The sequence below is a fragment of the Marinobacterium iners DSM 11526 genome, from assembly GCF_900107855.1.
GTDB classification, from domain to species: Bacteria; Pseudomonadota; Gammaproteobacteria; order Pseudomonadales; family Balneatricaceae; genus Marinobacterium; species Marinobacterium iners.
The window spans coordinates 83,298-102,010 of record NZ_FNRJ01000006.1 but is presented as its reverse complement, the minus strand read 5'-3'; the positions used below and the strand labels follow the sequence as shown (position 1 = coordinate 102,010).

At 58.6% G+C, this 18,713-nt stretch carries 14 protein-coding genes; 3 read left to right on the top strand and 11 right to left on the bottom strand.

From position 1 onward, the window contains the following. Positions 1-7: 7 nt before the first annotated feature. From pstA (BLV48_RS08730) to BLV48_RS08700, 7 genes are all read right to left on the bottom strand, one after another. Positions 8-1,675, bottom strand: coding sequence for a phosphate ABC transporter permease PstA (gene pstA, locus BLV48_RS08730; protein ID WP_175527631.1), 1,668 nt, complete (start codon positions 1,673-1,675; stop codon positions 8-10). A gap of 10 nt (positions 1,676-1,685) precedes the next feature. After that, positions 1,686-3,902 carry an ABC transporter permease subunit gene (locus tag BLV48_RS08725; protein ID WP_091826075.1) on the bottom strand — a complete coding sequence of 739 codons (2,217 nt, stop codon included), beginning with the start codon at positions 3,900-3,902 and terminating at the stop codon, positions 1,686-1,688. Then, complete coding sequence (locus BLV48_RS08720; protein ID WP_091826072.1) at positions 3,892-4,866, bottom strand: PstS family phosphate ABC transporter substrate-binding protein; 975 nt, start codon at positions 4,864-4,866, stop codon at positions 3,892-3,894. Before BLV48_RS08720 ends, BLV48_RS08725 begins: the two co-directional genes overlap by 11 nt. Before the next feature lie 89 nt (positions 4,867-4,955). Continuing rightward, positions 4,956-5,852, bottom strand: coding sequence for a phosphate ABC transporter ATP-binding protein PstB (gene pstB, locus BLV48_RS08715; protein ID WP_175527628.1), 897 nt, complete (start codon positions 5,850-5,852; stop codon positions 4,956-4,958). Between the two features lie 11 nt (positions 5,853-5,863). After that, positions 5,864-7,138 (bottom strand): phosphate ABC transporter permease PstA, encoded by a 1,275-nt coding sequence (gene pstA / locus BLV48_RS08710; RefSeq protein ID WP_091826070.1) that lies wholly within the window; start codon positions 7,136-7,138, stop codon positions 5,864-5,866. Further along, positions 7,131-8,519 (bottom strand): phosphate ABC transporter permease subunit PstC, encoded by a 1,389-nt coding sequence (gene pstC, locus BLV48_RS08705; protein ID WP_091826067.1) that lies wholly within the window; start codon positions 8,517-8,519, stop codon positions 7,131-7,133. The genes pstA (BLV48_RS08710) and pstC overlap by 8 nt, the downstream gene beginning before the upstream one ends. A 112-nt stretch (positions 8,520-8,631) precedes the next feature. After that, a complete protein-coding gene (locus tag BLV48_RS08700; RefSeq protein WP_091826065.1) occupies positions 8,632-9,675 on the bottom strand; it encodes a substrate-binding domain-containing protein in 1,044 nt (347 codons plus the stop codon). Between the two features lie 203 nt (positions 9,676-9,878). On the opposite strand from BLV48_RS08700, the gene BLV48_RS08695 reads away from it, so the two are divergent. After that, positions 9,879-10,283 carry an acyl-CoA thioesterase gene (locus tag BLV48_RS08695; protein ID WP_091826062.1) on the top strand — a complete coding sequence of 135 codons (405 nt, stop codon included), beginning with the start codon at positions 9,879-9,881 and terminating at the stop codon, positions 10,281-10,283. A 42-nt stretch (positions 10,284-10,325) separates the two neighbouring features. Here the strand turns inward: BLV48_RS08695 and BLV48_RS08690 are convergent, their stop codons facing one another. The 4 genes from BLV48_RS08690 to ilvD all read right to left on the bottom strand — a co-directional run bounded on the left by BLV48_RS08690 (position 10,326) and on the right by ilvD (position 17,172). Further along, entirely contained in the window at positions 10,326-11,660 is a 1,335-nt protein-coding gene (locus BLV48_RS08690) for a DASS family sodium-coupled anion symporter (RefSeq protein WP_091826060.1), read from the bottom strand. A 100-nt stretch (positions 11,661-11,760) separates the two neighbouring features. After that, positions 11,761-12,990: a nucleoside recognition domain-containing protein gene (locus BLV48_RS08685; RefSeq protein ID WP_091826057.1), complete on the bottom strand. Its 1,230-nt coding sequence runs from the start codon at positions 12,988-12,990 to the stop codon at positions 11,761-11,763. Positions 12,991-13,060: 70 nt separating this feature from the next. Beyond that, the gene (gene ovoA, locus BLV48_RS08680) at positions 13,061-15,163 is read right to left on the bottom strand and encodes a 5-histidylcysteine sulfoxide synthase (protein ID WP_091826054.1); all 2,103 of its coding nucleotides are present in this window, start codon (positions 15,161-15,163) and stop codon (positions 13,061-13,063) included. 176 nt (positions 15,164-15,339) lie between these two features. After that, positions 15,340-17,172 carry a dihydroxy-acid dehydratase gene (ilvD, locus tag BLV48_RS08675; RefSeq protein ID WP_091826051.1) on the bottom strand — a complete coding sequence of 611 codons (1,833 nt, stop codon included), beginning with the start codon at positions 17,170-17,172 and terminating at the stop codon, positions 15,340-15,342. Between the two features lie 135 nt (positions 17,173-17,307). Between ilvD and ald the strand changes: the two genes are divergently transcribed. Both ald and BLV48_RS08665 read left to right on the top strand, forming a co-directional pair. Next, positions 17,308-18,429 carry an alanine dehydrogenase gene (ald, locus tag BLV48_RS08670; protein ID WP_091826048.1) on the top strand — a complete coding sequence of 374 codons (1,122 nt, stop codon included), beginning with the start codon at positions 17,308-17,310 and terminating at the stop codon, positions 18,427-18,429. Between the two features lie 49 nt (positions 18,430-18,478). Then, positions 18,479-18,712, top strand: a complete 234-nt coding sequence (locus BLV48_RS08665) for a hypothetical protein (protein WP_091826045.1) — start codon at positions 18,479-18,481, stop codon at positions 18,710-18,712. Position 18,713 lies beyond the last annotated feature (1 nt).

The window sequence follows — 18,713 nt, the reverse complement described above, 5'->3', positions numbered from 1 at the left end:
TTGCACGCTAGAGTTCCGGTTCCAGTGTTCTGAATCGGGCCCGCAGATGGTTGCGCATCAGGATCGCTGACAGGTTCAGCAGCAGGATCACCAGCAACAACAGCAAAGCGGTAGCATAGACCAGTGGCTGAGCGGCTTCAGTGTTGGCGCTGTGGAAACCGACATCATAAATGTGAAAACCAAGGTGCATGAATTTCTGGTCCAGGTGCAGATAGGGGAAATGTCCGTCTACAGGCAGCTGGGGGACCAGCTTGACCACTCCTACCAACATCAGTGGTGCGACCTCACCAGCAGCCCTGGCGATCGCCAGAATCACTCCCGTCATCATGGCCGGGCTGGCCATGGGCAACACAACTCTCCACAGGGTTTCCGCCCGGGTTGCACCCAGTGCCAGGGCGCCTTCGCGCAGGCTGGACGGAATGGTGCGCAACCCCTCTTCGGTGGCCACGATCACCACCGGCAGTGTCAACAGGGCCAGGGTGGCCGATGCCCATAGCAGGCCGCCAGTGCCGAAGGTCGGTGCTGGCAGGGCTTCCGGGAAAAACAGCGCATCGATACTGCCCCCCAGAAAATAGACGAAAAAGCCGAGCCCGAAAATGCCGTATACAATGGAAGGTACCCCGGCCAGGTTGTTGACGGCGATGCGAATGATTCGGGTGAGCCGTCCCTGATAAGCGTATTCATGCAGGTATACGGCGGCCAGCACGCCGAATGGCGTGACCAGCAGTGACATCAGCAACACCATCAGCACGGTGCCGAACAGAGCGGGAAAGACGCCGCCCTCGGTATTACCCTCGCGGGGTGAGTCAGACAGGAACTCCCACAGCTTGATGCCAAAGTGTTCCAGCCTGTCGACAAGGCTCATGCCGTTCGGGCGGTAAGCGCGAATAACGTCCACCATGGCGAATTCCAGCACCCGTCCATCAGCCACTTCAACGTGGAAGTGGTCACGGGTGACCTGCTGTTGCAGGCGGGTCAGCCGTTTCTGCAGCAGATGATAGTCCTGCTCCAGGTCGGCCCGTTCACGGGCCAGAACCTCCAGTTGAGGCACCTTCAGTGGGCCGAGCAGCTCAAGCCGGCGCTGCTCCAGACGCAACTGTTCCAGCGTGCGGTTGATCTGCCCAAGCATGTTGCTTTCGATGCGATCAATTTCCTGCTGCAGTGCCTCGGTACGCTGCCGGCGCTGCTCGAATTCACGCCACAGCATGTCCTGGTCGATGTCCGGGCCCTGCTGCAGCAGGGTGCCGTTTTCGCTCAATCCACGCAGATAGCCATACAGCTGTCCCCAACGAGTGCGCTCGAATACAGCCAGATGATCGGGGTAGTGCCGATCTGACAGGGCATTGTCCAGTACCCAAAAATAGTCACTGTCGCTGAATTCCCGATTGCCGCTGTGGATCAGGGTGCGCTGTACTTCAGCCTGTTCCGAGTCGAGTGACAGGCCTGCCTCCTGCAGCTGGCGTACGCTCACGTGCTCATGCCGGATGACTGCACCAATGACGCGCCGACTCTGACTGTCGGCCGTCACCTCTGCCTGCACCAGGCCTTTGGGCCAGAAGTGGGCCAGCCCCTGAATACTGATCAGCAGCAGAATACCCAGCAGGGTGAGCAGACATAGTGCAACGGCACCGGCATTGAGCCAAACCCAAGGGGTATCGGTATGAAACCATCGCATCAGTCGGTTATCAGAGCGCACGGTATTTCCTCCGCAGCTGCTGACGGATCAATTCGGCGATGGTGTTAACGACCAGTGTGAACAGGAACAGCAGCAGTGCGGTCAGGAACAGCACGCGGTAATGGCTGCTGCCGACGCTGGATTCAGGCATTTCGATGGCGATATTGGCGGCGAGGGTTCGCATTCCCTCGAAGATGTTCATCTCCATGATCGGGGTGTTGCCGGTGACCATCAGAACGATCATGGTTTCACCGATGGCACGCCCGAAGCCGATCATCAGGGCCGAAAAAATACCGGCGCTGGCAGCAGGCAGGATCATCCAGGTCAGCGCCTGCCAAGGGGTAGCCCCCAGTGCGAGAGCACCGTTACTGAGGTGGCGCGGTACGGCATGAATGGCATCTTCGGTGAGGGAAAACAGGGTGGGAATAATGGCAAACCCCATTGCAATACCGACGATCAGTGCGTTGCGTTGGTCATAACTGATACCCACCTGATTGCCGAGCCAGAGTACCAGCTGACCATCAAAAAGCCATGCCTCAATAGGCACTGCCAGTAGGAAGGCCAGCCAGGCCACCAGCGGAATCACCCCCAGCAGCAGGATCACGTCCCAGCCTTCAGGCAACAGGAAACGGATGCGTTGCGGCATTTTCTCCCACCCGAAGGCGAACAGCAGAATGCTGATCGGCAGCAGAAGGACCAGTAACAGGATGGCGGCCAGATGAACCTGCATGAACGGCGCCAGCCAGAGACCGGCGAGAAAACCCAAAACCACAGAGGGAACGGCGGCCATCATTTCGATCATCGGCTTGATTTTGCGGCGCAGGGCCGGCGCCATGAAATAGGCGGTATAGATGGCGCCGCAGATCGCCATGGGGGTCGCCATCAGCATGGCATAGAGTGCAGCCTTGAGCGTACCGAATACCAGCGGCACCAAGCTGTATTTGGCGGCTGAGTCCGTGCCATTGGTGGATGACTGCCAGATGTAGCCCGGCTCGTCGTAGTCTTCGTGCCAGATCTCGCTCCACAGGCTGCTCAGCGTGATTTCGGCGTGGGGGGCCTGCAGCTGCCAGCTGCTGACCCGGTTGTTGCGCTCCATCAGCAGGAAGCTGTTGTACGCAGACAGCGCCAGCGCGTCAGGCTCGTCACCGAGCAGATTGGTGCGCAGCAAGGCGCGGCTGGATGTCAGGCTGTACACACTTAGTGTTCCGTTCTGTTCCAGCGTTATGAAGCTGTTGTCCTGCTCTCGCCCGGCCAGCCGCTTGGGTGCTGACTGCAGGGGGTCATATTGACGGATCTGCTGCAACTTCAGGCTGTTATATTCATCCGGAACGAAAAACCACTGTGACAAGGCACCCGATTGATCACCCAGCATCAGGCTGCGCCGCCCCGGCAGCAGCTCAAACAGCGTTATCTCCTCCCGAGCGGCGCGGATTACTTCGTAGGTTTGGCCCTCTCCCTGCAGGGGGATTACACCAATGCGACCCTCAGGGCCCAGTGCAAGCAATCGGGATTGCTGTGGCATCAACAGCAGTTTGCGTGGCTCGAAACCAGGTGTGGGCAGACTGACAGACTGTATAGGGGTAGGCCCGGGTTGGCTCAGATCAAAGTGGAACTGGTGTAATTGGCCGTCATGGAAGCTGATCAGCAGCAGCTGTTTCTGGTTAACGGCCGCCGCCAGCGGGCCGGCGGGAGCCGGTTGCAGGCTCAGGGGTTCGATACCCAGTGGGTAGTGTAAAACCGGTTGAAGATTATTCGTGCCAGAGTACTGTCGCTGCACCGGCAACACGCGTCCGTCACTCAGTGCCAGTACCATCAGGCCGTCGCCGGCATCGGCCAGGTCGGTAATGTGGCTGTTGTCGGGCAGGGCAATTCTCTGTTGTTGCAGAAGCGCGCCGCTGGCTGGTTGAAAAAATTGCAGCTCACCTTGTTGCGTGAGCCGTACGCCGATCCGACCTTCGGCATCCAGGGCCATGTACAGACTCTGCCCCGTCAAAGGCTGCTCGATCTGCTGTTGAAGCGGCACGATTCGGGCCGATGTCAGCAGAGGAACCACCTGATACAACAAATAGAACAGGATCATCAACACCGACAGGATCACGCCCAGTCCACCGAGCATGATGAACAGCGTGGCCAGTCGATCCTTGTAGCGGCGCAGCTGTAGCCAGCGCTTGCGCAGTGGTGTCGTGAGACGCAACTCTGGAGGCGGTGGCAGCGGGCTAGTCGACATCCGATATCTTCCCCAGCTGACGAGCGATGGCACTGGCGGGCAATGGTGTGTAGCCCTCTTTCAAGACCACTTCCTGCCCTTCACGTGACAGCACCAGATGCAGAAACTCCCGCACCAAAGGGTGAAGTGGCTGCCCTGGTGGTCGGTTAATGTACATGTACAGGGGACGAGCCAGCGGATAGCGGCCATCAATGAAGCTATCTGGCTCAGGTACGACATAATCATTGCCCAGCCGTGCCAGCGGTAACACGCGCACCGAGGCGTTGCGGTAGTTGATGCTGGAGTAACCGATCGCGTTCAACGCCGTTGCCACCGACTGAACCACCGAGGCCGACCCCGGCTGTTCGTTGACTCGACTATGAAAGTCGCCGCGGCACAATGCCTGTTCACGGAAAAAGCCATAGGTGCCGGACACGGCATTGCGGCCGTACAACAGCAGTGGCTGGGTTGCGAGTTGCCCCTCTACACCCAGCTGTTGCCAGCGATCAATCCGGAGCTTTCCCCCGCAGCGCCGAGTGGCTGAAAAGATCGCATCCAGCTGCTGCAGGTTCAGACCTGCTACCGGATTGTCCTGATGTACGAAGATTGCCAGAGCATCCATTGCGACGGTAATCGCTGTTGGGGGGTAGCCGTGTCGGCGTTCAAATGCCAACAGCTCTCGCTCCAGCATGGGGCGGCTCATGGGGGCAAGGCTTGCGGTCCCTTCGATCAGGGCTACCGGAGCCGTTGATGAGCCCGGGGCCTGCAGCTGAATATTCACATTGGGATACAGACGATTGAATTCCTGTGACCAGAGCAGCATCAGGCTGGCCATGGTATCGGAGCCGACACTCGACAGGTTGCCGGAAATGCCGGCAACGCGTTGGTAAGGCTGCAGTTCGGTGGCCGTATTGCTCACGTCCGCGCGGGCTCCTGTCGCCAGCAACAGCAGGCCCAACAACAGTAAGAGTCCGGAGTGCTTCAATGTCTGAATCCTGGCTGGGTCAAGTCAGTGGCTGATTGTACAGCACTGGCCGCAGGCAGCCAGGCTGTACACTTAGCGGCACCGCCGGATCAGCCGAAACGACCGGTGATATAGGCTTCGGTCATATGGTGCTCCGGTGCGGTGAACACCTTCACAGTATCGTTGACCTCAACCAGATGGCCAAGATGGAAATAGGCTGTACGGTCTGATACACGAGATGCCTGTTGCATGGAGTGGGTCACGATGACGATGGTATAGCTCTCGGACAGCTCCGAGATCAGCTCTTCCACTTTCGCCGTGGCGATCGGGTCCAGTGCCGAACAGGGCTCGTCCATCAGTACCACTTCCGGGTTGACCGCAATGGTACGGGCAATGCACAGGCGCTGCTGCTGACCGCCGGACATGCCGGTGGCAGTGGAGTCCAGACGGTCCTTCACCTCATCCCACAGACCAGCCTTGCGCAGGCTGTTCTCGACGATTTCGTCCAGATCCGACTTGCGGTTGGCAAGACCATGAATACGCGGGCCATAGGCCACGTTGTCGTAGATCGACTTGGGGAAGGGGTTAGGCTTCTGAAACACCATGCCTACGCGGGCACGCAGCTCAACCACGTCCTGGCGCGGATCATAGATGTCCTGATCATCCAGCTGCAGGCTGCCCTTGACCTTGCAGATGTCGATACTGTCGTTCATTCGGTTCAGGCAGCGCAGGAAGGTGGACTTGCCACAACCGGATGGACCGATGAAGGCAATGACTTCATTCTTGCCGATATCCAGGCTGACATTTTTGATTGCCCGATCTGCGCCGTAAAATACTTCCACGTCACGCAGCTTGAACTTTGGCTCCTTGGCAGCATAGGGCTTGCCAACGGTTTTGCCCTCTTCAATACCGGCATCCGAGCTGCTCTCGATGGCAGTGGACTCAGTGGCCGTGGCTGTAGTCTTGGTCATGGCTGCGTTATCACTCAGTGTTGCGGTCATGTTCATATCTGTTCTCCTTACCAACGGCGCTCAAGACGCTTGCGCAGCCAGATGGCCAATGCATTCATTCCGATCAGAAAGCTCAGCAGCACCATGATGGCGGCTGAAGCACGTTCAATAAAGGCAAGTTCAGGGCTGCCTGCCCAGAGGAATACCTGTACCGGCAATACGGTGGCCGAGTCGAAGAAGCCACCGGGCACGTCAACAATAAAGGCCACCATGCCGATCAGCAGCAGCGGGGCGGTTTCACCCAGTGCCTGCGCCATGCCGATGATGGATCCGGTCAGCATGCCCGGCATCGCCAGCGGCAGGACGTGGTGCAATACCACCTGCATTTTCGAGGCGCCAATCCCTTCCGCCGCTTCGCGGATCGAGGGCGGTACGCTCTTGATTGCGGCCCGGCTGGAAATGATGATGGTGGGCAGTGTCATCAGAGTCAGCACCATGCCGCCCACCACCGGAACCGAGCGGGGCATGCCGAACAGATTGATGAATACGGCCAGACCCAGCAGACCAAAGATGATCGACGGCACCGCTGCCAGGTTATTGATGTTGACCTCAATAAAATCGGTCAGACGGTTCTTGGGAGCGAACTCTTCCAGGTAAATTGCCGCGGCCACGCCGATCGGGAACGACAGCACAAGCGTGACAAACATGGTCAGCAGCGAGCCGACTACGGCGCCCATGATACCGGCCTTGGCGGGGTCACGAGAATCGCCTCCCTTGAAGAAGACATCGTTGAACGAGGTCTCGATCACGCCCTTGTCCTTCAGCATGTTCACCCATTCCTGCTGCTGTGGCGAGAGTTTGATCGAGTAGGCCTTGTCACCGGCGTGCTTGGAGTAAACATCCACGTCGCTGTGAGCCAGGAAGCTCATCTTGCGAGTGGTGTTCAACCATTCCGGATTCTCTTTTAGCGCATCGCGCAGATCGGCAGACGCATAGGGGTTGATCAGCTTGCGTACCGCTTCACGGTTGGCGTCGGTTGCGTTCGGAATTTCACGCATCAGGGCCTGAACCAGCGGCTCGACGAAGTCGGCCATTTTTACCTGACGAGGATCTGTCGGGTCATCCAGGTACATTACCTCGCCATCCAGCACCACTTCCAGGTTCAGGCTGGTCTTCATGAAACCGCTGTACCCCTTGCCGATGATGTCGGTGAACAGAATCAGCAGGGCCGACAAGGCGATGGCGATCGCAAGAATGCCGTAGGCGCGAAAGCGCTTCTCCTTGCGGTAGCGTTTTTTCAATGACTTGCGGACGATTTCCGCCTGTGTAAGTTGCTTAGTCATACTGTTCCCGATACTTGCGTACGATATGCAGGGCGATAATGTTGAGGACCAGTGTTACCAGGAACAGCATGGCGCCCAGTGCGAAAGCCGCCAGCGTCTTGGCACTGTCGAACTCCTGGTCCCCGGTCAGCAGGGTAACGATCTGCACGGTTACCGTAGTCACGGTTTCCAGCGGGTTGGCGGTCAGGTTGGCTGCAAGGCCTGCTGCCATCACCACAATCATGGTTTCACCGATGGCACGGGATACCGCCAACAGAATGCCCCCCATGATGCCGGGAAGCGCCGCCGGGAAGACAACCTTCTTCATGGTTTCCGACTGGGTTGCACCCAGCGCCAGCGAGCCGTCGCGCAGTGACTGGGGTACGGCGTTGATGACGTCGTCCGACAGGGAAGATACGAACGGAATGATCATGATGCCCATGACCGCACCGGCAGCCAGAGCGCTCTGTGATGAGGCTTCAATGCCAAAGGATGCGGCCAGGTTACTGATGAACGGCGCCACTGTCAGCGCGGCAAAAAAGCCGTATACCACGGTTGGTATGCCGGCCAGCATCTCCAGCAACGGTTTGACCACACCGCGAACTTGCGGGTTGGCATATTCCGATAGATAGATGGCTGACATCAGCCCCACGGGAACGGCGACCAACATGGCGATGCCTGAGATCAGCAGAGTACCGGTAAACAGGGGGATCATCCCGAACGCACCCTGAGACGCGACCTGATCCGCACGCAAGGCGGTCTGAGGGCTCCAGTGAGAACCGAAAATAAAATCAATGAAGGATATCTGCTGGAAAAATCGCAGTGTCTCAAAAGCGACCGAGAAGATGATACCGACGGTGGTCAGAATGGCCAGGCCGGCACAGGCAAAGAACACCCACTTCAGAATGATCTCGACCTGAACCCGGGCGTTAAGCCGCGGATGGATACGCAGCCAGGCCAGAAAACCGGCCAGCACTGCGACGGCCACTACCAGCAGGTTCATGTACAGCCGGCTTTGTTCGCGTAGCTGTACCAGACGGTCTGCTGCTTCGACAATAGCGGGCTCAGCAAAGTTTCGCGGCAGGGCGCCACTGGCCACGTTACCGATCTGACTCAGCAACAGACTGGCCTGGCCCGCACTGTCGGGGATCATCTCCTGTGGCAGCGAACTGACGACCAGTGTCTGGATTACCTTGCCCTGAAAGCCGACCCAGAGCGCCAATATGATCAGTGCCGGAATACCGCACCAGAGTGCGGCGCGGGCACCATAGTAGAACGGAAGTGATTTGAGGTGTCGAATTCCGCCCAGTGGCATGGCCAGCGTGCGCGAACGGGTATATCCCAGCCAGTAGGCGATCGCAGCGAATGCCAGCGTGAAAAGAAGCAGATTTGCCGGTTGCATGAGTGTTCCTGTCTGCGATTTTTCGGTAAATGAATCGAATATTGTCCAGACGTGCAAAGGGGCGCGACCCCGTTTTCAGGACCGCACCCCGAGTTTTGCCTATGCGACCCGCTTACTTGAGCTCGTCAATGGTCAGGTTCGGCATGTTTTCGGCCTTGTCCATCAGCACGGCCAGCTGGTCACGCGGCGGAATGATCAGACCCACATCCTTGAGGTAGCCGTTCTGGCCCAGCGCAGAGTTGCTGGCAAACTCACCCACGTATTCAGCGATGCCCGGAACCACGCCAACGTGTGCCTTCTTGACGTAGAAGAACAGTGAGCGAGCTACAGGGTACTTGTCCGCTGCGATATCTTCAGCGGTCGGTACCATGCCATCGAGTGTAGCGGCCTGCAGGCGGTCAGCATTTTCTTCCAGGAAGCTGAAACCGAACACGCCATACATGCCGGTATCGCTGATCAGTTTCTGAACGATCAGGTTGTCATTCTCGCCTGCTTCAATGAAAACGCCGTCTTCACGAATGCTTTCGCAGATAGCCTTGTGCTCGTCCTTGCTCAGATCCTTGGCTTCCGGCAGTTTGTCACAGCCAGCGGCAAGTGCCAGTTCATTGAAGGAGTCACGGGTACCGGATGTCGGCGGCGGACCCATTACGCGGATCGGCTTGTTCGGCAGGCCAGCGTCGATGTCACTCCAGTTCTTGTTCGGGTTGGCAACCCATTTGCCATCGACCGGCACCTTTTCACCCAGCGCCAGGAACAGTTGCTCCAGGGTGAGATTCAGGTTCTCGGCATCCTTGGAGCTAGCGATAACGATGCCGTCAGAACCGATGCGGAATTCAGTGATATCGGTCACGCCGTTCTTCTGGCACAACTCAAACTCGGAGGTTTTCATACGACGTGAAGCGTTGGTGATGTCCGGGTGCTGGGTACCGATACCCTGACAGAACAGTTTCATGCCGCCACCAGAGCCGGTAGATTCCAGCTTCGGCGTGTTGAATTCGGTGTTACTGCCGAAACGTTCGGCAACTACGGTTGCGAACGGGTAAACAGTGGAAGAGCCCACGATGCTGATGGTGTCACGGGCGGCAGCCGGTGCGGCCAGGCTGATGCCGGCAGCGGCAGTCATGGCAAGTGCAAGAGCTTTGGTGCGCAATTTCATTGAGTTACCCTCTCTGAACTGATCGTTTTTTGATGTGGCCCACTATAGGGGGCAAAGATGACTGATTTATGACAGTTGTCACAAAGCGTAAAAAAGTTTTTCAGAGAGCTTGAGCTAGTGCCGTTTGCGGCCAGATTCTCTATTATGTGCACTGCAGCAAAGAGCGCGTCGTTCGCTCTACCGAATAATAAAAGGAGACAAGCATGAGTTGCAGTGATGACACAGAGGTGCTGAAACCCGCAGGGGAGCTGACACTGCAGCTGCCTGCCGGTCATGAGGCGGTCAACATGTTTGGTGATGTGTATGGCGGTTGGGTAGCCTCACAGCTGGTGCTCGCCAGTGAGATCCGTGCCGGTCAGGAGGCGCAGGGCCGCATTGCCACGGTATCGGTTGGACGCATGAGCTTCATGTCGCCGGTGATGTGCGGCACGGTGCTGAGTTTTTACACTCGGGTATTGGAGCGGGGTAACAGCTCGTTGCGGATTCAGGTTGAAGTCTGGGGGCGCTGCCCGGACGGCAGTGAGTTGCGCAAAGTGACCAGCACCGAATGTGTACAGGTCGCCATCGATCGTCAGGGGCATATCCGCAGCTTGCCCCAGCAGGACTGATGCAAGGATCCGGCTGCCACTGCGACAGCCGGATCTGGCCGGTCAGATCAGGAGGCTGGCGCCGCCTGCGATGATCGCAATCATCATCACGTTGAGTACCATGCCTGCGCGCATCATTTGACCCTGAGGCAAAAATCCCGAGCCATACACGATGGCATTGGGGGGGGTTGCCACCGGAAGCATGAAGGCGCAGGACGCGGCCACGGCAATGACCACCGCCATGATTTCGGTGGAGAGGCCCATGGAGCCGGCAATACCGACAAAAATCGGCACCAGCAGTGCGGCACTGGCGGTATTGCTGGCTATCTCGGTCAGCATTACCACAAAAGCCGCGACGACCAGAATGAACAGCGGAGCCGATGCACCACTCATCAGACTGCTGACAGTCTCGGCCAGGAACAGGCTGGCACCGGTGGTCGACAGCATGGCCGACAGAGTCAGCCCTCCCCCGAACAGCAACAGTACGCCCCAGTCGGCCGTTTTCTCGATCTGCTTCCAGTTCACCAGCTGCAGCATGCACAACAGCAGAATGGCGAACATTGCCACGATCGAGTCAAAGCCGCCCTTGATGCCCAAGAAGCCTGATACCGGCTTGCTGAACAGCCACAGTGTAACGGTCAGCGCAAATACACCCAGCGTCATCCACTGCTTGCTGGTGAGTGGCTCGTGGCGGTGGATCGCCGGGAAACGGTGGTTCAGTTCAGGCCGCAGCAGCGCCCAAAGCACCACAATCATCAGCGGCAGTGACAGTGCAACGGTCGGAATACCGAACCGGAGCCAGTCGGCAAAGCTCAGACCCACTTCAGCGGCGGCGATGGCGTTGGGGGGCGAGCCGACCAGCGTACCGATGCCGCCGATATTGGCGGAATAGGCCACGCCCAGCAGCACGAACCAGTAGGTACGCTCATGCCCTTCATAGGGCAGTTGGCGCAGCAGGCCCAGTGCCAGTGGCAGCATCATGGCAGCGGTTGCAGTGTTGGAGATCCACATGGACAGGCCCGCGGACGTCAGGAACAGCAACACGGCTGCCATCCCCAACTTGCCTTGCGCCAGACGGATCACATGACCGGCGATGTACTTGTCCAGCCCCTGTGCGCTGAGTGCCGCCGCGAGGCCGAAACCACCCAGGAACAGGAAGATGATCGGGTTGGCGAAACTCTTGAGCGCATCGGAGACGCTGAACACGCCCGCCACCACAGTCAGCACCGGAATCAGCAGTGCCGTTACGGTAATGTTGAAGGTCTCGGTCATCCACAGAATGGCAATAACGGCCAGAATGGCCAGGCCGGTACGCAGCTGAGGCTCAAGTGGCGCCAGCCACCAGATACCGGCACCTGCCAGTACCGCCAGCAGGAAGGTGATCCACTTTCCGGGCATGGGTGTCTCCAGGGTTGATTGCAAAAGAGCGCGGATTTTACACAGTTGTCTATCAGTGGGCTACTTTAGTCGCAGGGCCTTGTTGGAAGTGTAGAAAGGCTTAGCCAAAAAACCAGTAGCCACAGGCGATGGCAGCCGTCACCCCGGCCAGGTCAGCGCTCAAGCCACACAGCACGGCATGCCGTGTACGCCGGATGCCGACTGCACCGAAATAGACCGCCAGTACATAGAAAGTGGTTTCGGTAGAGCCCTGCACGATAGAGGCCACCTGAGCGGCGAAGGAATCAACGCCGTGGGTGTTCATGGTTTCCAGCATCATGGCGCGGGCACCGGAGCCGGACAGGGGTTTCATCAGTGCCGTGGGCAAAGCATCGGCAAAACGGGTGTCCAGGCCGAGCAGGCCGATTCCTTCGCGCAGCAGCCAGATGAAGCCCTCCAGGGCACCGCTCTCGCGCAGTATGCCGATCGCCACCAGCATCGCCAGGAGGTAGGGGATGATCATGATGGCGGTTTCGAACCCCTGCTTCGCCCCCTCGATAAAGGTTTCATACACGTTGACGCCGCGTCGCTGCGCCAGCAACAGGAACAGGATGATGACGCTGAACAGCAGCAGGTTGCCGGTCAGTGCTGACTGGCGCTGCAGCTCTTCGGCACTGAGCGTGGCGAAATAGCCGACGAAGGCGAGCAACAGGGCTGAGCCGACCCCGAACCAGAGCAGCAGGGTGCGTTGCAGCAGGTTGATGCGCTGAATCCAGCAGGTGACCAGCAACCCTACCAGCGTTGAGCAGCTGGTGGCGATCAGGATCGGGATAAAAACGGCGGTTGGGTCGCTGGAGCCCTGCTGGGCGCGATACAGGAAAATGGTGATCGGGAACAGGGTGACCGCCGAGGTGTTGAGCACCAGAAACAGGATCTGGGCGTTGCTGGCGGTTTCCTTGTCAGGGTTGAGGCTCTGCAGATCCTGCATCGCCTTCATCCCCAGGGGGGTGGCGGCGTTGTCGAGACCGAGAAAGTTGGCGGACAGGTTCATGGTCATGGAACCGATCGCCGGATGTCGCGGCGGCACCTCCGGCATCAGCCGGGTAAACAGAGGGCCGAGCAGACGAGCGATGCGATCTACCAATCCCGAGGCTTCGGCCAGTTTCATCATCCCCAGCCAGAACGCCAGCGTACCGATCAGGCCGATGGACAGCTCCACGGTGAGTTTCGACATGTCGAAACTGCTCTGGATCAGGCGCTGGAACACGGCAGAGTCACCCATGACCAGCCACTGCCAGAGGGCCGCGACAAAGGCGATCAGAAAGAAACCGAGCCAGATCCGGTGCAGCATGGGGGACGTCCTGTGGAAAACCTGCCTCGATTCTAGCGACCGAAAGCAGGTCTGGCCACAGGGTTAGTCATTAACCCCGTAAACGCCAGCAGGTAACCTCCGACAGCGTATGCTGGAACTTGCGCCGGGTTTCGCGAATTACGAACGGGACAGCCTCAGGTTCGCGGATCAGTTCGAAGTGCTCGTCCAGCACTTCATGCAGACCGTCCAGTGTGGTGACATTCTCACCGTCACGCTTGAAACCTCCCAGCCACTCCTCTTTTGGGGTGTGTTCCTCCAGCCAGGTGTAGGGCGAAGCGATCAGCAGCAGGCCGCCGGGGTTCAGACGGGTATGCACCTGTGACAGGAACTGACGCGGGCTGTAAAGACGGTCGATCAGGTTGGCGGCCAGAATCAGGTCATAGCCCTTCAGGATCGGCTTGAGGTTGCAAGCATCCCCCTGCATGAAACTGACGCGATCAGCCGTATCAGCCAGCCCCAGTGAAGTCAGGTCTCGCTCGTGATAGCTGACCAGTTCACCTTCGTCTGGCAATGTATAGCGCAATCGGCCCTGCTGCTGTAGCTGTACGCCCAGATTGATCAGGCGGGCAGAGAAATCGACACCGTCTACCTGCTCAAAATGGCGCGCCAGTTCGAAGCTTGCGCGCCCGGTGGCGCAGCCCAGGTCCAGAGCCTTGCCGCTGCGTTGGCCAACCAGCTCAATCGCCAGTCGGGCCAGCGCCTGCGGAAAGTTGGCAACACCGAACTGCTCGTCACCGTAGTGGAACTCGGCGTACTGGGACGCCAGTGCATCGCTTTCATACCGTGATGAGGGCACTGCCTTTGGAGGTGCGCCGGCCACATAGCGGAAACCGGCATGCTGAAAGAAGTGGCGTCGAAAGGCGTAACGGGCGCTGCGCAGGCTCTCGTTGCCACAGGAGATCCAGCTGCCGCCCTTGATCAGGTTATGGCGATCGTCAAAGGTGGGTGTGGTGAAATCATCGTAGCAGGGGTGCACTTCAAACCCCTCAAACGGGTAGATCGGTGTTTGCGTCCACTGCCAGACATTGCCGCTGACATCGTAAAAATCACCCTGGGCAAAACGATACACCGGGCAGGATGACGCGAAGTGGTCCAGATGCAAGTTGGCATTAACCGACGCTGTGCTGTCCGGCTCGGCCACGCGGGCTAAATCGTAGAGCCGATACCATTCATCCTCGCTGGGCAGACGGATCGACTCGCCGGTCTGCTCCGATTTCCAGCGGCAGAACGCCTCCGCCTCGTGACAGTTGACCTCGACTGGCCAGTCCCAGGGCATGTAAACCTGCTCGCACATGAGGCGCAGTTGCCAGCCGTCCTCCGATTCAACCCAGAAGGTCGGATATACGGCACCGGTGAAGTCACGCCAATTCCAGCCTTCCTCACTCCACCAGCGGCGTTCGGTGTAACCGCCTGCCTCTACAAAGGCCAGAAACTCCTGGTTGGAGGTCAACATCTGTGCCGCCTTGAAGCTGTCCAGCATGATTTCGCGATGGCCGTATTCGTTATCCCAGCCGTAGCGGGAGTCTTCACGTGACTTGCCCAAAACTGCCTTGCCGGCCGGCACTTCAATCAGCTGATTTGCAGGTGCTGGCCCTGAGTCGCGACACACTGGCCAGGCAGGGTGGGGCTGTACGTACCTGAGTTCGTGCTGGCGGATCAGCACGGATGAGGTTTCCAGGTGGATACGCTCGTGCTCGATCCCCATCATAATGGTCCACCAGGGATGGTTCCAGTTGATCGGGGATGTCAGCGGCGTTTCACGAATGATCCGATCCAGTGTCTGACGCACCTGGTCACGGTAGGCCTTTACCTCAGCGACTGACGGCCAGTTATAGTGATCATCGTTCAAATCATCCCAGCTCATCTCATCGACGCCGATGGCGAAGATCGACTCGAAGTGAGGATTGATTCGCTGTTCCACCAGTCCGCTCAGCAGTAACTTGTTGATGAAAAAGGTGGCGGTATGGCCATAGTAGAATATCAGCGGATGGCGCAGGGCGATCGGCTTGACGAAGAAGGCTTCGTCACAGGTCAATACCTCGAACAGCTGCTCGTAGCGATCGAAGGTGGTATGGAAATAGCCCAGTATCTCGTGACGCAAGGTGTCACTGTCCGGGTTGTCCAGCCGAGGGGTACGGTTAAGGCGTTCCATGTGCAGTCCTGATCCGGTTAACGACGGTAACGTCAGTTCAGTATAGACAGCCGGATAAGGGGGGAGGACAGGTGCCGGCTGCAAAATATGGGTCTTGTTACTGCCGACAGAAGGATTTGGACCAGTGGAAGACATCGGCAGGCGGGTGCCTGCCGACGGATAGAGCGGGGTTGGGCTTAGTCGAGCATACTCAGGTCACGCACGGCACCCTTGTCGGCCGAAGTGGCCAGCAGTGCGTAGGCCTTAAGGGCTGCAGATACCTTGCGTGGTCGCTCTTCGGCCGGCTTCCAGCCCAGCTTGTCCTGCTCGGCGCGGCGGATCGACAGCTCCTCATCGGGCACCAGCACGTTGATGGTGCGGTTGGGGATGTCGATGCGGATGCGATCGCCGTTTTTCACCAGACCGATGGCACCGCCTGCAGCGGCTTCAGGCGAAGCGTGTCCGATGGACAGGCCGGAGGTACCGCCGGAGAAACGACCGTCGGTCAGCAGAGCACACTCCTTGCCCAGTCCCTTGGATTTCAGGTAGGAGGTCGGGTACAGCATCTCCTGCATGCCCGGGCCGCCTTTCGGGCCTTCGTAGCGAATTACAACGACATCACCGGCCTTCACCTCATCGTTGAGAATTTTCCGGACCGCCTCGTCTTGTGATTCCATCACGTTGGCGTTGCCTTCGAACACTAGAATTGATTCATCGACACCGGCACTTTTCACCACACAGCCATCCAGCGCGATGTTGCCGTACAGCACGGCGAGGCCTCCTTCCTGAGAAAAGGCGTGATCGATGGAGCGGATGCAGCCGTGCTCTCGGTCACCGTCCAGTGTTGGCCAGCGGGTGGCCTGACTGAACGCTTCCTGAGTCGGGATGCCGGCAGGACCTGCCTTGTAAAACTCGATCACCTCTGGCGTGGGGTTGCGCATAATATCCCACTGGTCCAGAGCGTCTTTCATTGTCGGGGCATGGACGGTGGGTACGTCTGTGTGAAGCTTGCCGGCACGGTCCAGTTCACCCAGGATCGCCATGATGCCGCCGGCGCGGTGTACGTCTTCAATGTGGTACTTCTGAGTATTGGGTGCCACCTTGCACAGCTGGGGAACGGTGCGAGAAAGCCGGTCGATATCCTTCATGGTGAAGTCGATCTCCGCTTCCTGGGCGATGGCCAGCAGGTGCAGGATGGTGTTGGTGGAACCGCCCATGGCGATATCCAGAGTGATGGCGTTTTCGAACGCTTTCAGGCCTACGGCTCTGGGTAAAATTTGAGCATCATTCTGCTCGTAGTAGCGTTTGGCCATCTCAACGATAGAACGGCCGGCACGCAGGAACAGCTGTTTGCGATCCGCATGGGTCGCTACAACCGTGCCATTACCCGGCAGCGCCAGCCCCAGCGCTTCAGCCAGACAATTCATGGAGTTGGCGGTGAACATGCCGGAGCAGGAACCACAGGTTGGGCAGGCGGAGCGCTCGACAGCCTCGACCTCTTCGTCAGACGCATTCGGGTCCGCAGCCAGTACCATCGCATCGACCAGGTCCAGTTTGTGCTCGGCAAGTTTGGTCTTGCCGGCTTCCATTGGTCCGCCGGTCACAAAAATGACCGGGATGTTCAGGCGCATGGCGGCCATCAGCATCCCCGGGGTGATTTTGTCGCAGTTGGAGATGCACACCAGCGCATCGGCGCAGTGGGCATTGACCATGTATTCGACTGAGTCGGCGATGATGTCGCGGCTCGGCAGCGAGTAGAGCATGCCGTCGTGGCCCATGGCGATGCCGTCGTCCACGGCGATGGTGTTGAATTCCTTGGCTACGCCACCGGCTCTCTCGATCTCACGAGCAACCAGCTGGCCCATGTCCTTCAGGTGGACGTGGCCGGGAACGAACTGGGTGAAGGAGTTGGCCACGGCGACGATCGGCTTGTGGAAATCTTCATCCTTCATACCGGTGGCGCGCCACAGTGCGCGGGCACCCGCCATGTTGCGGCCGGCGGTGGAGGTCTTGGAACGATACTCAGGCATGGGGCTCCCCTCGGAATTCGGTTGTGCAAACAAGCCTGAGTATATCAGATAAACGCCTAGCGCCGAGGGAAGTAAAAGCCGAGTCTTTTCAGCTAGACTGAAGAGCAGAACTCAGAGCACAAAGGAGAGAAGGCCATGCGAGTCGGTGTGCCTAAAGAGATCAAGAATCACGAGTACCGGGTGGGAATGACCCCCATGGGCGTGCGGGAGCTGACCGAGCAGGGCCATCAGGTGCAAGTGGAGCAGAATGCTGGTGCAGCCGTTGGTTTCAGCGATGCGGATTATGAGCAGGCCGGCGCCGTGATCGTGGATGATCCACGTGCCGTGTTTACCTGGGCCGACTTGATCGTCAAGGTGAAAGAGCCGCAACCCGATGAATGCAGTTGGCTCAGTGCCGATCAGGTGCTGTTTACCTACCTGCATCTTGCCGCAGATCGCCAGCTGACGGATGCCTTGTTGGCCAGTGGCTGTACCGCCATCGGATATGAAACCGTAGAAGATCAGCACGGAGGCCTGCCACTTCTGGCGCCGATGAGCGAGGTCGCCGGGCGAATGGCTGTGCAGGCGGGTGCTCACTGTCTCGAAAAGGCACAGGGCGGACGTGGTGTGTTGCTCGGCGGTGTACCGGGCGTGAGCCCGGGGCGGGTGATGATTATTGGCGGGGGAGTAGTGGGTGAAAACGCGGCCCGAATTGCGCTGGGTATGGGCGCACAGGTATGCCTGCTGGACAAGTCCATTGCCCGACTGCGGCAGCTGGATGAGCGTTTCAACGGAGAGCTGATCACCCTTTACTCTACGCAGGAAAATATTGAGCAGCAGCTGGCACAGGCCGATCTGGTTATTGGGGCCGTGCTGCTGCCCGGTGCGGCAGCGCCGAAGCTGGTGACACGCGGTATGCTGGGGCTGATGCGGCCAGGTGCAGTATTGGTGGATGTGGCGATCGATCAGGGTGGGTGTTTCGAAACCAGCCGCCCGACAACCCATGCCGACCCGGTGTTCGAAGTGGATGGCATCATCCATTACTGTGTCGCCAACATGCCGGGGGCGGTTGCCCGTACCGCCACGCTGGCCTTGACCAATGCAACCCTGCCCTATATCGAAGCACTGGCACAGCATGAGTGGCGCCGGGCCTTGCAGGATATCCCGGGCTTTATTCACGGGCTGAACATCCATTCGGGTCGTGTTGCCTGTGCCGGGGTAGCCGCGGCCTTTGATATGCCCTTTAACCCGCCCCAGATTGAACTGGGCAGCGCTTGAACCAAACCGCCGGCGGCTCTATGCTCGACACAGATATAAGGAGTATCTGATGCAGGAAAATAACAGGATCGGCTCTGATATCTGGCTGCGACGGTTGATGAAAACCGGCATTCCATTGGCATTGATCTGTATTCTCAGCCTGTGGCTGGGGCAGACATTTGGTGTACCGGCGCTGGGTTGGCTGTTTGTGCTCAGTGCACCGCTGGTACTGCTGATCGGATTTGCCTATAACCTGAGGTATCTGCTGCTGGTACAACGTCGGAAGCGTACCCGGCAGAGCTGAA